Raw genomic sequence first — 14,399 nt, 5'->3', positions numbered from 1 at the left:
ACCGCGAATGCAATTGACCGTTTCACAATTGAGCCTGCCTCCTTCTAAAGGATAGCCTTATCACGGCTGAAATGTCTCCCCGGAGATACAGCTTGCTGCAGCATTATCTCTAGGGATAACATTTCGGCATTCGCCTTCAATTGTCTTTACAGCCTGCCGCCGTGTGTTATGACACTGTAGGCTTGGAATTTCCAGCCCATACATCCTTTACATACCGACTGTCCTGCTCTAGCTGCTGGAGCCAGCGGTCACCTGCTTCTGCTGTTGCTCCATACCTTTCCATATAAGCAGCCTTTAATGTTTTCTCTACCGCAGGAGCCATCCGGCTGCCGTCGCCACACACATATATTTTGGCGCCTTGTTCCATGAGATTCATCAGCGAGGAAGAAACCTGCTTCATTAAATCCTGTACGTAGGCTTTCGGTTCGCTAGCCTCGCGCGAGAAAGCGGTGTGCAGCTTAACAATACCCTCCTGCTCGAACTGCATCAGCTCAGCTCGGTACAGGAAATCCATCTCGCTTCTGCACCCATAGAACAGATGGGCTTCTCCGAGCGTCACCCCTTGCTTTTTCAAAGCATATCTAGCCTGCAAAAATCCTCTGAACGGAGCAACTCCTGTCCCAGGCCCGATCATGATTATTGGCACAGCTGCCTTCTCAGGCAGTCTAAATCCAGATTCCGGCGTCTGTACAAATAGGAGAACACGGTCGCCTGGTGCACGCTCTGCCAAATAATTAGAAGCAACTCCTGCATATTCTCCTTTGCCGTTCCATGCCTGATCCTTAACGACGCCTACCGTAATACTAGCCTCTCTCGGATGGAGCAGCGGAGAACTGGATATAGAGTAATACCTCGGCTTCAATGGAGGCAGCAATTCCAGCAGCCTGACAAAAGGAAGCTCGCAGGCAGCATATTGTTCGAGCAGCTCCAGCATCGTTACTCGATTGCCTAATATATGCAGCGTGTAGCGCTCATCCTCCATCATGGCCTCCAGCTCACGGCGATGCGGCGGGCAGACCGTATGAACAGCCAGCTCCTGTAGCTGGGCACGAGTAACGGGCAGCTGAATTTCCACACAGGATTGAAGCAACTCACGTACATTGACGGATCGCTCAAGAGGCAGATGGGTCAGATGTGTACCTTCGGTGCTTAAGCAAATCATTTCGCTGCCGTCCATGCCAAACCGCTTCAAAATGCGGTCTACATTTATATCCCCATTAAGAGGCAGCACGCCGATGTGATCACCCTCTTGATAGCTGATGCCTTCGGGAAGGAGAATTTCGATGTGGCGAGTACTGCGTCCACTTTCCGAGGCTTGCAGCTCGCGATTATTTTGAACAGTCGCATAGGCGGCTTGATAGGTTTTCCCATATGGAACTCGCGGCGGTCCTTCAACAAATTGGAGCTGAAGCGAGCTTGGATGGGCAGTCTCGATCTGATTTACCTCTAAACCCAGCGCTTCCGTAACCGCCCGCCACATCACAGCCAGCCACTCCTTAACCTGCTGCTCCACATCGTCCCCTGCATCAACCTCACCCCGGGATACAACTCTTTCCGCGCCGATGGCATCCAGCTTCTCATCTATAAAGCGTGGAATGCTCTGGTACGTTCCCGACCAGGAGCGGTCTCCGCAGCCTAATACCGCATATCGGACAGCTTGCCCCTCATCTATTCCGGCCCCCTTCAGCCATTCTACAAATGCCGACGCATTGTAAGGAGCCTTGCCATTGTATGAAGCCGTAACGATAATGACGATGCCTTGTCCTTGCAGTCGTCCACTCCATTCATTAAGTGGAGCTGTTTCACTTTGGATGCCGTAACCAAGAGCCGTACTTGTGATCTGACGGGCAATGCTCTCCGCTGCGCCCAGATTTGAGCCATATAATACAAGCAGCTGTCCCTTGCCGTTCGGTGTTTCGACTATACCTGGCACAACCTTATCCGCAGCACTAAATGGAGAGGCCTCAGGTTTTGTTTCCGATACTCCTGTTATTCCTACGGTTACACTGGTGGATACCTGCTGACGGTGCTTCACTCGAATTCGGAAATCACCGGGCTTCAGCGTCAGAGTCTGCTTAACGTCCAATGTGTAGTTGTCGTAATCGAGCAAGTCGAATTGCTTCAGTACCATACCTAGTACTAATGTGGCTTCATAGAGGGCAAACTGCATGCCGATGCAGGCGCGTTCGCCATTTCCAAAAGGCTTGTAAGCATGATGAGGAACCTTGGACATATCCTCAAACCGCTCAGGCCGGAAAAGCTCTGCATCCTCTCCCCATGCAGCCGGATCACGGTGAAGCTGAGGCAATAGCACACTGAGACTTTGTCCCTTGGGGATGGGATACTTCCCGCCAATGCTCGTGTCCTCTCTGGCATAAACGTCAAACCCTGGAGCAGTCGGCCACAGCCGCAGTGATTCATTTAATATGAGACGGATGTAGTTAAGCTGGAGAACCTCCTCATATTGCGGAGCTTTACTTGTCAGCACGCGGTCTACTTCTTTCTGAGCCTTCGTAAGCACTTCCGGATGCTTCAGCAGGAAATAAATCGCAAAGGATAGCAGACCGCTCGTCGTTTCATGACCTGCAATCAGAAAGGTAATGATCTGATAACGAATGTTTTCGTTATCCAGCATTTCTCCGCTCTCCGGGTCCTTGCCTTCCAGCATGCGTGCCAATAAATCCGTCTGTCCCGGCTCCGAGCCTGCCTTTCGTTCGGCAATGATTTTATCCACCAGCGTAAACATCGTCTGAATGTCCTCTTCAAAACGACGTTTTGTTTTGACCATCAACATATTTTGAATTTTCATCCGCGAGCCTCTGAGCATCGCTTCGTTCAAAGCGCGAACCATGCTTTTGACAAAGGGGGCATGATCCTCCCGGTAAAAGCTGTTAAAGCGGTAATTGAAGCCGCACAGTCCAATCGTATCCAGCGTCAATCGCGTCATATCATCGGCTACATCAATCGTATCCTGAGGGTTTAGCCGTGCCCACTTGAGCATTAGCTGATCGGCGATGTCTATCATCATAGAGTGATATCCCTTCATCGCCTGCTTGCTGAACGTGGGCAGCAGGATGTTGTGCGCTTTTTTCCAGTTCGGCTCATGCGTCCAGCTTGTAAACAACCCGTCACCGCCGAAGGCGCGAACGTTCTGCAGCTCGTTGTATACATATTTATCAAATCGAGTCACATCGCACACCTCAGCCACGAGCTCATGGCCTGAAACAATTAAACTCGATAGCCCCGGTGCAGTAAATTTGAAAATAGGCCCGTATTTTTCTGCCAAAGCTCCAAGGGATAAGGTGGGCGAATTTACGTCAATCAAGGGTAAATTGCCTAGCGGACCATACGTTGGGGGGTGGGGAATAGAAATTTTGTCTTTCATCTTCATCATTCCTTTCTTTATGTGTTGAATCCCTGCACAACATAGATGGAGCCCAGAGAAACGTTAGACAGGTTGCAGCAGGTTATCCCCAGTTTGCCTACACGCCCTAGCCATACTGGCTCAGCAACGAGAAATATGAGATAGAATAATTATCAATTGATATATTTTACTATCAATTAATGATAGTATATCTCCTTTATTTTAAGTTTTCAACTTTAACAGCATATTTGAATACTTGTCTTTCGGGGAAACTCAGGCGGCGAGAACTATCTTGATTCATCTATAAAAAAAGCTCTGCTCACCCATAGGGAACTGACCCCCGTTTTTGAGACAAGGATCAAAACACCTTAACTAAACAGCCAGTTGCCGGTACTTACTAGGCGACTGGTTATTTAGTTTCGTTTGAATACGAATGTTGTTATAATAATCAATGTAGTCTGTGACCGTCTGTACAACGATTGCCGTCGTTGTACAGGTCAATCGGTCGAGATAGAACGTTTCGCACTTGAGGGTGGCATGAAACGATTCGATGCAGGCATTATCAGCGGGCGTTCCTTTACGGGACATGCTCATGGTAATGCCTTTTCCTTTTACCGTTTGTTGATAGGCGGCGGAGGTATACACAGAGCCCTGATCACTGTGTAGCATACAATCTTCTGGCAAAGTTGGAAGCTGGCTTAAGGTATCCAGGACAAACGCTGTGTCTTGGGTATCTCCAATCGTTGCAGCAATAACCTCACCATTAAATAAATCGAGAATGCTAGAAAGATACAGCATTTTAGGTCCATATGGCAAGTAGGTAATATCTGTAACTAACTTTTGTAAGGGCTTGTCTGCTTTGAACTGACGTTTGAGCAGATGATCCGCGACATAGGTAGGTGCCCCTGTTTGTTTACGCTTCTTGACTTTCACCTTGCATTGCAAGCCTTCTCGCTGCATGATACGCTGAACCGCTTTATGATTGACAGGGGTCTCCTCACTCAAACTAGCCGTAATTTTACGATAGCCATAGCGAAACTTGTGTTCCACGCAGAGTGTCCGAATACGTTCTGTAAGACGCTCATCGCTCTTGTTCACAGGCTGCTTTCTCCAACGATAATAGCTTGCTCTTGAGACGCCCAAGAGTTCACATAAGCCTTGAATACTCATTTGTGACTTGGAAGTCTCGATGAAGGCGATTATGATTTCTGGGACAACCCACTCCTTTTCATGGTGTTGTACTTTTTTAAAAGTTCAATTTGTTGCCTTAGAAAGCGATTCTCCGTTTCCAGCCTTGCTGCCTCTGAATCATATTTAGGCCCTTTCCCATAGCTATACTGCTTGCCCACAGGCTGCTCCAGTCGATGGGCTTCGCCCTGCTTATACCATTTCATCCACACCTTTAGCTGCGTGTAATTCATGATGTTCAACTGCTCCATAACCTCTTTTACAGGAACCCCGGCTAATCGCAATTCGATTGCCTTCATTTTCACCTCTACTGGATAGCTGACCCTTGTCCCCACGTAAAAAACACCTCCAAGTTGTACAAGTATTTTACAACACTCGTCATTTCAACTTAAAGGTGTTTTGATTTGTCTCACGTTATGGGGTCAGTTCCTAGACAAGTAAGCAAAGCTTTAGTGCGGTTTTCTTTTTTGAGTTTTCCAAATCCCGTTTCTTTCGTTCAACCTTCCATTAGTCCGCAATTAGCTCAGTCCAGACGAATTTTGCAGCACGATACGATAGCCGTCGGGATCGGCGATGGTGATGCCTTTTTGCTTCCAGTAAGGGTTTTCCGGCTCCACCTCAGGGTAGCCCAGCTCCAATAGCCGCTTGGCGATCAATAGCTGCTGCTCGCGCTCCTCCATGTAAAACACTAGCAGATTATCCTCGGATGGTGTTGCAAGCGGCGCCCCCGAGACATGCTGCGTAAACTCCAAATGGTAGTCCACCCCCGGCAGGCCGAACATCATCCCGTCGTACCCAGCGTGCCCCTCGAAGGAGCCAATTCGTTGCAGACCAAGTCCCTGTTCATAAAAAGCGGCCACCTCAGCCAATTGGTTCGTCGGTCTTGCTACTCTGAATTGTACGGCCGGCATCGCGCCAGCCCATTGTTTTTTACTCATGCCATACAACCTCCTCTATATTCTTCGCTTACAACAGCTATTCCCTTCTAAATCTTCGCTGCCATAGGTGCTGAACCTTGCCGACGCGACTCCCCTGGTGCCAACCGCTGAAATACATAATACGTCAGCAGCAGCCCGGTCATGCCCATTACGAATATAATCATTGCCATATAGCTGGAGTGAAGCACAGCACCAAGACTAATGCCAATAGCGCCGAAGGCGCCAGCGAACTGCCCCAGCAGGCCATTCACCGCTAAATACGAGCTTCGCGCATGATCCTTCACAATACCAGCCAAATAAGCTTGTCTAATCGGGGTAAACATAAGCTCCCCTACCGTCGCTCCCAGCATGGATATGAGCAGTAGCCATACGGAATTGCTGAAGCCGACGACCGTAAAGCCAAGCGTGTACAAAATAACGCCAATATACATCACTCGTGCCGGGCGATACCGGCGGACAAAGCTGGCTGCCCAAATCGCTAGGCAGACGATGATGAGCGTGTTCTCTACCTGCAGCAGACTGACAAGTCTAATACCTGTCAGGTCAAAAGTAAAATTGTCCAGCATGGATAGCTGCTGAGGCTCGAACTCTTTTTGCAGGCGGACGCTAATGTAGTTGTATAAGTGAATTTCCAGCGAGCGAATGAGCATTCCGCTGACACTATAAATAATAAACAGCTTGTCCTGCGCCACCAGCTTGTAATTCAGCACCATATTGCGAATAGGGCCATTACTGCTATATTGCAGCCGGCTTTCCGCATCTGGAAAATGGGTTTCCCGAATTAAAAATAATGTAAGCAGCAGGGTAGCCAGACTCGCCAGTCCCATAATGATGAATAGCTCCATCCGATGCGTCGCAAACAGAAAGCCCCCGATTGGCGCGCCAATCGAAATCGACAAATTGATCGCCCAGAAGTTAATGCTATAAATAAAAGCGCGATTTTCCTTCGTGCTGACGTCAATCAGCATAGCCTCAGCCGCTGGATTGAACATGCCATTGCAAAGACTAAGCAGCAGCATCATGGAGAAGGTCAGCCAAGTGGAATCAAGAAAGGGCGAATTGGCAAGCGTCATGACAAGCACGGAAATAAAGCGGATGAATTGGGCGATTGCCATTACCTTTTTGCGTCCATAACGATCTGCCATATAGCCACCATATAGGCTCGCTGTAATCTGCACGAGCAAATTAATGAGCAGCAGCAGACCCGCAATCCCCGCCCCCAGCCGCTGGGTAAAATAAATCGCCATAAACGGCAAAATCATCGCCTCTACGCAGCGGGTCAAGAAGGTCGTCAAAATCCGAATTTTAATATTGCGATCAAGCTGCATAAACATGATGGTTCTCCCCTCTCTATGTAGACTTAATTTTAGCTGGGAAAACGAGAATAAAAAGAGTAAGATTGAAATTAAAATTTCACCTTTTATGGGCAGCGCTTGCGCCAGCCTGAGCAAAGGACGGTTAAAACATGAAACATAAGGAGCATTATATTAGCCTGCTGTTATCGCTGCCTGGCAAACAGCATAAAGGCACAACGATACCGATTACGATCAGCGAGCTGACGGAGGTGCTGAACTGTACGCCTCGCAACGTCAAGCTTGTACTGCGCAGGCTGGTGGAGGAAGGCTTTGTCGCATGGAGCGCAGGGGTGGGGCGCGGTCATATTTCGCAATTAACGGTTATCCGCGGGCTGGAGGATGTGCTGACGGAGCATTTTAACGAGCTGCTGGCGAAGGGGAAAATGAAGGAGGCTATTGATTTCATCTCCAGCCATGAGCTGCCTTCTGCCTTGCGCGACAAGCTGCGCGCCATGCTTGAAAATCGTATGGGCTTCCAGCTGGAGCAGGCTGGTGCCGCTAATCTTGATGTGCTTCGGGTGACCGTGACGAGAAAGCTCGGCATCTTCGACCCGGCTTTTGCTTTTACCGTTACCGAGGTGTTTCTGCTTGAGCAGCTCTACAGCCGCCTGATCGACTTTGATTCGGCGGCGCAGCGCTTCCTTCCTTCGCTTGCTCATGCTTGGGAAAGCAATGACGACTACACGGCATGGACCTTTTATTTGCGCAAAGGAGTCCGATTCCATCATGGACTGCTCCTAACAGCGGAGGATGTGCGGTTCACACTGGAGCGTTTGCGTGAGGTAAATTCTCCCTCCTGCTGGCAATACGAGGATATTGCCGACATTGAGATCGTCAGCGATTATTGTCTAGTGTTCAGGCTGCGGCAGCCAAACCCGTTTCTGCTGCATTTTCTCAGCTGCGCGACTATGTCGATCTTGCCGCATGATGTGGCATTTTCCGAGCAGAAGCTGCTTGGGACAGGGGCCTTCAAGCTGGTGGAAAATGCGGCGCAGGTGCTGCGGCTTGAAGCCTTTGACCACTATTTTCGCGAGCGGGCCTGGCTTGACCTTGTGGAAATTTGGCATATTCCTTCAGATGCCCCGAGGGAGCGGCAATTTTCCTTGCCGCATATGGATGCCGCATCCGGAGATCATGCTGCGGAAAATAATAGAGCGATGGATTCCTTGCTTGATGGCTGCCGTTATTTAATTTTCAACTTCAACATTCCGGGCATCCAGCATCACTCCTCTTTCCGCCAAGCGCTGCGGCTGCTGCTTGACCGCAAGCTGCTTATTGCGGAGCTCGGAGGAAATCGTGCCGTGCCCGCAAACAGCTTTCTTGTCGCTAGCAGCGAGCTGGCTTCCTATGAATCTGGCTCGCTTGCTGATGCAGAGGCGCTGCTGCGGGATAGCGGCTATGCCGGAGAAGTCATTAAGCTGTATCATCACGGCAGGCCTGTTGAGCAGCAGGACATGCTTTGGCTGCAGCAGCGAGCAGCTGCCATTGGCCTTCGCCTGAAGCTTAATCCTTATGTCATTGCAGAGGTCTCGCCACAAAAGCTCGCGCAAGCTGCTCATTTGATGCTGGCAACTGAGATACTGGAAAATGATACAGAAGTCGGCCTGCTTCGGCTTTTCTATAATGAAGACAGCAATTTGCAGCATTTTCTGACGACGGAGCAGCAAGCGCAGCTGCGGAGCATCCTCGCCCGCTACGTCAGCCTCCCTTCCGCAGCCGAGCGCTCCCAAATTGTAGCGGAAGCCGAGCAAGGGCTGCGGCAGGACAACTGGCTGCTGTATCTTTACCATTCGAGGTTCCAGACGCAGCTGCCGCTAGCCCTTCAGGGTCTGGCTATCGACTCCTTCGGCTGGCTGGATTTTTCTAAGCTTTGGATTAAAAAATAAAGAGGGTATCCGGCGGTATTGGAGGCGGGATAGAGTCGTTAGCAGACCGATAGCTGTGGCTCTACTCGCAAGCCCGCTTTCGCGTATATCCCCTACTAATCCAATATGACCGTTTTATTCGGCTGCTTCAAAAATTCAAACATCATTCTAATTTGCCGCTCGGTATTGCGCTGCACCGATAACAGAGGAAGCGCATCCTCTGAGAAAAAGCCTACATCGGTCGTCTCCGGTCCAATCGCGGCTTCTCCGCCAATGATCTCACATTCAATAAACAGATCATAAATATGATAAATATCCGGCGGATGCTCATGCTTCTTTTTGTCCAACACCGCCAGCAGCCGCTTGGGCTTGACCTTATAGCCGGATTCCTCCCAAATTTCCTTCACCGCCACCTCGGAAGGAGAAATGCCTACATCCGCCCAGCCTCCCGGCAGCGCCCATGCCTGATCCTGCTTCTCCTTAATCATTAGCACGCGATTCTCCTGAAAAACAACGCCGCGAATGCCGACCTTCGGCGTCGCATAACCCGTATCGCTGGCAAAAGTATGCCTTAGCTGTTCCCGCTCTATGCCAGTGGCGTATGCGAGCATATCCACAGAAATTGCGCGAAGCTCCTCATAGCGCTCGATATCGAAAGCATTTTCCGAGTAGGCAAGCCCGTTCTGGGCAAGGGCTTGAACCCGTTTGACCCAATCCAGCCACTGCGTATTTGACGAATGATTCATTCCACATTCCTCCGAATTTTCAATTCTGGCTTAATCGCTTTATTAAGATGGTTATTAGCTCTTTGATGCTGTCCCCATACTATCATGAAACGCCCTATTTGCCTTTATTATTTCTTGGAGCTTGGCACGTGGCTGACTCTATTAAAGCGTATAGTTTGAGATAGGGACTCTATTCCTAGTATACTAAAGGAAGTAAGTCACTTTTTGATAGAACAGGATGTGTTGACCTTGGAATGGGCTTCCCTTATATCGTTTCTGGGCGTTGCGGTGCTGCTGACCCTAATGCCGGGACCAGACAATTTGTATGTGCTCACCCAAAGCATTGCCCGTGGTAAAAAAGCAGGAATTATTACAACGCTCGGGCTATGCACCGGCCTCTTCGCCCATATTTCCGCCGCCGCTCTCGGCATCTCCGCTATCGTCTACCAATCGGCGACTGCCTTTGCCGTCGTGAAATATGCCGGCGCCGCCTATTTGCTCTATTTAGCCTATAAAGCTTTTCGGCAAAAGCAATCTGCCCTCGCGCTCGGCACCGCCGATGAGCTGGCGTATGCCTCTTTATATAAGAAAGGCATCTTCATGAGTATGCTGAATCCTAAAGTCTCCTTGTTTTTTCTAGCTTTGCTGCCGCAATTCGTCAATGAGGTTAACGGCTATGCTTCACTGCAAATGATTACACTCGGACTCGTGTTCATGCTGCAAGCCATCGTTATTTTCACCCTGATCAGCGTATTTGCCGATGTGCTGCGCCGATTTATTTTCAAACGTCCACACCTGTCCAGTAAAATGAATATCGTTGAAGGCTCTGTGTTCGGCCTCATTGGCCTCAGCATCGCCTTCAGCAGAAAATAGCACAACACAGAAAGCAACAAAAGGGAGAGCTATCATGTTTATCGTTATGGGTATTGTTATGCTTGCCGTGTTCGGCTCGCTCGTTTTTTATCAAAGCTGGAGTATTTGGCGGTGGCTAAAGCCGCTGCATACGAGGCCTCGCAAAATCATTTTTACGGTCGTTGCCGCTGCACTGCCCTGCGTCTTTATTGCTGCAATGATTTCGCAAAATGCTATTTTAATCGCCATTGGCATGTATTGGCTCGCTATTTTTTGCTTACTGCTGCTCATTATTCCATCCGTACAGCTCATCGCAAGGCTGCTGCGCAATACGTCGTTGCCGCGCGAGTCGGTGTTCAAATGGTCAGGCATTGCCGTCCCCATCCTGCTTATTACGCTGCTTGGCTATGGTTCTTTTCTAGCTTACAGCCCTGTCGTTCGCACGTATGACATTACGATTCCCAAAGGCTCGCAGGCTGACGATCCGGCGAAAAATACATTGAAAATCGTTATGGCCTCCGATATGCATTTTGGCATTTTGTCCGGCAAAGAGCATGCCGTCCGTCTCGTTGAACGCATCAATGAGCTGAAGCCCGACATCGTGCTGTTTCCAGGCGATATTTTGGATGATCAAATTCAGCCGTATTTGGACAATGGCCTCGATCAAATTATGGCAGCCATTCAGGCACCCTATGGTGTATATGCATCTCTGGGTAATCATGATAAATACAATGGGCATATCGAGGATATTATTAACGCCGTTGAGGCGGGCGGCATGAAGGTGCTCTATGATGAGGCCGTTACGATTGATGACCGTTTCACGCTGCTTGGACGCAAGGATCATTCCGATACGGAGCGTGCGCCGCTGAGCGAGCTTGTTCAAGGCATGGATGCCGCTAAGCCGCTTATTTTGCTTGAGCATCAGCCTTATGATTTTGACATTGCCGATGAGCTCGGCGTTGATCTTATGCTGTCAGGCCATACGCATCACGGCCAAATTTTTCCGGCTAATTTCATTACACAGCTCGTGTTCGAGAATGATTGGGGCTACTTGAAGAAGGAGAGGCTGCAATCCATCGTTTCCTCCGGCTTCGGCTTCTGGGGACCGCCGATCCGCCTCGGCTCCCGCTCTGAAATCGTGGAAATCAATGTGACGTTTAGCAGCCCAAGGGCTGATTAATCTCTCGATTAAACGACACATTGGAAACCGCATATGTGAAATTGATAAAATGGTGGAATATCTTCTCACCTTGTCTTGTCTGCTTATAGATAAAAAAACAAAAAGAAGTGGTTATCCCTTCTTTTTGTTTTTACTACCTTAATGCTAATTAAATGCTCCGCTTTTAAGTCTTGTTAGTAGTTGATGAGATCCATGACAGAATTATGGATTCGCTGCTTAAGCTCCTCCGTAATTTGGAATAATAGGTTTCCGGCACTGTCCTCGGAGCGCTCAATTTGGCTGTCTACAGCAAACACATTCTCTGCGAAGTATTTAGCCCCCATTGAGGCTAATATTGGTTTTACTGCATAGTCGATTGACAGTAGGTTAGAGATCGTTCCGCCTACAAAGTAGGCAGCGATAATTTTATCTTTAAAGCCCTTTTCGGGTAATAAGTCGATATATGCTTTTATGACTCCTGTAAAGGTTGTTTTGTACACCGGGCTTGCTATAATGACTCCTGTTGCCTCGGCGACTTTTAAAAGTGAAGCAACAATAGGCTCGCTGTTAAAATGAGCATGCAATAAATCTTCTGCAGGCAATGAGGCCACATTAATGATGGATACTTCGTATCCGTTATCAAGCAGTATTTTTTTCGCATAATTAATTATACCATTGACACGTGAGTTTTCATTTGGACTTCCGGAAATGATCGTTATTTTTTTCATAGGATTGCACCTGCTTCTCGTCTTAATCTCTGAGCAGTGGAGCAGCAGAAATGGTAAATACATGCTGAGGGGGCAACCCAAAAAGTATTCTTCCATACAACTCCAGACCGGTAGATGCCGTAGTGAGTGCATGGTTTGCACCACCTCGAATATCGCGGTATATTTGGGACAATGGATTAGAATCAGCAATAGCGCTGCCTCCGCTTTCTGCCATCACCATATCGACTGCATCGGTACATAACATAGCTGCATATGCGATATCCGTTTGGATTTGCGCAAACTCTTTTTTACTAAATGGTTCCCCACTTTTCATATGGTTCTCCAAATTTTCGATAGAGCGATTAATGTGCAGATGTGCCGATTCAATTTTCATAGCAGCAAGTCCTACTTTGTACTGAATATGCCCAACCTCTGCTTGGGATCTGTGGATGGTCAACGTAATTCCTTTTCTAGGCGCAGTATCTACAAAATATTCCAATGCCCCCCTGGCTAGACCAAGTATGGCGCCTATACCCGTTGTAAGACTGGATATTATATTGGCATACGGCCTGTATCGATCTATCCCTTGTAATGTCCTGAGCATGGAGCTCGAACCCTTTATAACCTCTTGCTCTTGAACGACTACATACTGTTCCTCAATAAATACATTATTCATTTCCAAGCTATTGCTTGCGGAACCTTTTAAGCTCATTGTGTACCAGTCATCTATAATTTTAATTTGACTCATTGGGACAACAGCCAGCAGCATTCCTTGGTTCTCCTGCATACCTTTAGAGTCCCTTAAATTTAACAAGGCATGTGTTGCGTGCTTAGATCCCGAACCAAATCCCCATAAGCCATGCTCAATAAAGTAACCTCCTTCTGTTTTTCTTACAATGGCTTGACGTGCTTGCAGGACTGAACAGAAGCGTATTTCCTCTTCCTGCTTAAAAATCGAATCCAGCACTTCTGAGCCCAAGCACAGAGAAGCGTTAAAGTTATTTCCATTTATAATTTGGACTACCCAGGCCACAGAACCGTTTCCTCTTGCCAATTCGGAAATAATTTCAATTAAGGCTCGAATACTAACTTCATGACCGCCATATTTTTTTGGAGTTCCAAGCTTAAATAGTCCTGCCTGAGAAATTTTCTGAATAAGCTCCTCAGGTATATGTCTATCCTCATCAATTTTCCTTCCAAATTCTCGCAGAACCGGAACCAAATCCGTTGCATTCTGAAGCAATTGCTGCTCTTCAGCAGTGAGTTTATTGACTGCACCTAAATTTCCCATTAGAAACACTCCTTTTTATACACATGTATATTTAATTGCTATTTATAGCTTAAATACTACGGTGTATACTAAAAGAGGTCAAAGAGCAGATTCGTAAAAGTGTCGATTAACCATACAGATAGGGGATTTTATATGGGTAAAGAGAAATTGGATCTTAGGATAAGAAGAACTCATAAGCTGCTCTACAATGCATTGTTATCTTTAATGGAGAAGCAATCTTTTGAGGCCATAACCGTACAGCAAATTTGCGACTTAGCTATGGTTCATCGGACCACATTTTACACTCATTTCAATGACAAGTATGATTTGCTTACACGTACGTTGAGACAGATTGCTGAGGAAGAGTTTATGTTGGATAAACATACGCCCCCTGAAATTTTTCAGGAGCTCTTCGAAATTGCTACTAAACATAAAAGCATATTTTCACAGCTATTATCTGAAGAAAGGAACTCCCTGCGTAATATTATTCGGAGAGAAATGGGTTCAGGTATAAAAAAGCATTTAAATACTACTTTTCAATTGAACAGCAGCTCCATTGATGCTGAAATAGTGACAGAAGCACATATCGGCGCCATTCTTGGCGTACTAAATTGGTGGATTGAAAACAAGATGCCTATTGATCAAGGCGAAATTTATAAAGTGTTAGAGGATTGGGATTTTTCTGTATTCAATAATAAAAAACAGCGGACACCGTTATGAACGGCGTCCGCTGCTTGCGCTGACGATAAGCGCCTTGCGCATAATCATCTTCTTCACCTTGTCTCGGCGCTCAGCGGGGGAGTGGAGATGAAACGCCTGCTCTCGGCCAATCGCAAGCAGCGCCTGTTTGCCCGCTTCAGCGGCAAGCCGCTCATCCTGCAAAATATAAAAGGCAAGCTGATAGCTCCATATTTCCAGCTCTCTGAGCGCCTCGACCGTTTGATTTAGCTCTGCCGTTAATGGCATTAAATCCCCT

12 protein-coding genes are annotated in these 14,399 nt (G+C 47.8%); 4 read left to right on the top strand and 8 right to left on the bottom strand.

The features are described from left to right. Positions 1-166 precede the first annotated feature (166 nt). The 4 genes from V5J77_RS03620 to V5J77_RS03605 all read right to left on the bottom strand — a co-directional run bounded on the left by V5J77_RS03620 (position 167) and on the right by V5J77_RS03605 (position 6,824). On the bottom strand, positions 167-3,385 hold the full coding sequence (locus tag V5J77_RS03620; protein ID WP_338554428.1) for a cytochrome P450: 3,219 nt from the start codon (positions 3,383-3,385) through the stop codon (positions 167-169). Positions 3,386-3,736: 351 nt separating this feature from the next. Beyond that, a protein-coding gene (locus tag V5J77_RS03615) for an IS3 family transposase (protein WP_338552184.1) occupies positions 3,737-4,887 on the bottom strand; the annotation gives its coding sequence in 2 pieces (ribosomal slippage) (positions 3,737-4,614 and positions 4,614-4,887; 1,152 coding nt in all). Between the two features lie 183 nt (positions 4,888-5,070). Next, positions 5,071-5,490: a VOC family protein gene (locus V5J77_RS03610; RefSeq protein WP_338554427.1), complete on the bottom strand. Its 420-nt coding sequence runs from the start codon at positions 5,488-5,490 to the stop codon at positions 5,071-5,073. A gap of 47 nt (positions 5,491-5,537) precedes the next feature. Further along, complete coding sequence (locus tag V5J77_RS03605) at positions 5,538-6,824, bottom strand: MFS transporter (RefSeq protein ID WP_338554426.1); 1,287 nt, start codon at positions 6,822-6,824, stop codon at positions 5,538-5,540. A gap of 131 nt (positions 6,825-6,955) precedes the next feature. Between V5J77_RS03605 and V5J77_RS03600 the strand changes: the two genes are divergently transcribed. After that, entirely contained in the window at positions 6,956-8,731 is a 1,776-nt protein-coding gene (locus V5J77_RS03600) for an ABC transporter substrate-binding protein (protein ID WP_338554425.1), read from the top strand. A 95-nt stretch (positions 8,732-8,826) separates the two neighbouring features. Here V5J77_RS03600 and V5J77_RS03595 read toward each other — a convergent pair whose 3' ends face one another. After that, positions 8,827-9,456, bottom strand: coding sequence for an NUDIX hydrolase (locus tag V5J77_RS03595; protein ID WP_338554424.1), 630 nt, complete (start codon positions 9,454-9,456; stop codon positions 8,827-8,829). A gap of 228 nt (positions 9,457-9,684) precedes the next feature. Between V5J77_RS03595 and V5J77_RS03590 the strand changes: the two genes are divergently transcribed. Beyond that, positions 9,685-10,308, top strand: coding sequence for a LysE family translocator (locus V5J77_RS03590; protein ID WP_338556530.1), 624 nt, complete (start codon positions 9,685-9,687; stop codon positions 10,306-10,308). 34 nt (positions 10,309-10,342) lie between these two features. Next, the gene (locus V5J77_RS03585; protein WP_338554423.1) at positions 10,343-11,467 is read left to right on the top strand and encodes a metallophosphoesterase; all 1,125 of its coding nucleotides are present in this window, start codon (positions 10,343-10,345) and stop codon (positions 11,465-11,467) included. A gap of 173 nt (positions 11,468-11,640) precedes the next feature. On the opposite strand, the gene ssuE is transcribed toward V5J77_RS03585, so the two are convergent. Both ssuE and V5J77_RS03575 read right to left on the bottom strand, forming a co-directional pair. Continuing rightward, complete coding sequence (ssuE, locus tag V5J77_RS03580; protein ID WP_338554422.1) at positions 11,641-12,174, bottom strand: NADPH-dependent FMN reductase; 534 nt, start codon at positions 12,172-12,174, stop codon at positions 11,641-11,643. Between the two features lie 22 nt (positions 12,175-12,196). Further along, complete coding sequence (locus V5J77_RS03575) at positions 12,197-13,444, bottom strand: acyl-CoA dehydrogenase family protein (protein ID WP_338554421.1); 1,248 nt, start codon at positions 13,442-13,444, stop codon at positions 12,197-12,199. A 132-nt stretch (positions 13,445-13,576) separates the two neighbouring features. On the opposite strand from V5J77_RS03575, the gene V5J77_RS03570 reads away from it, so the two are divergent. Next, complete coding sequence (locus V5J77_RS03570) at positions 13,577-14,143, top strand: TetR/AcrR family transcriptional regulator (protein WP_338554420.1); 567 nt, start codon at positions 13,577-13,579, stop codon at positions 14,141-14,143. Here V5J77_RS03570 and V5J77_RS03565 read toward each other — a convergent pair. Then, positions 14,138-14,389 carry a hypothetical protein gene (locus V5J77_RS03565; RefSeq protein ID WP_338554419.1) on the bottom strand — a complete coding sequence of 84 codons (252 nt, stop codon included), beginning with the start codon at positions 14,387-14,389 and terminating at the stop codon, positions 14,138-14,140. The two genes, V5J77_RS03570 and V5J77_RS03565, sit on opposite strands and share 6 nt — an antisense overlap. Positions 14,390-14,399 lie beyond the last annotated feature (10 nt).

Source organism: Paenibacillus sp. KS-LC4 (assembly GCF_036894955.1).
Classification (GTDB): domain Bacteria; phylum Bacillota; class Bacilli; order Paenibacillales; family Paenibacillaceae; genus Pristimantibacillus.
Note: the sequence above shows the minus strand (reverse complement) of the source record. Positions and strands in the feature narration are given on the sequence as shown.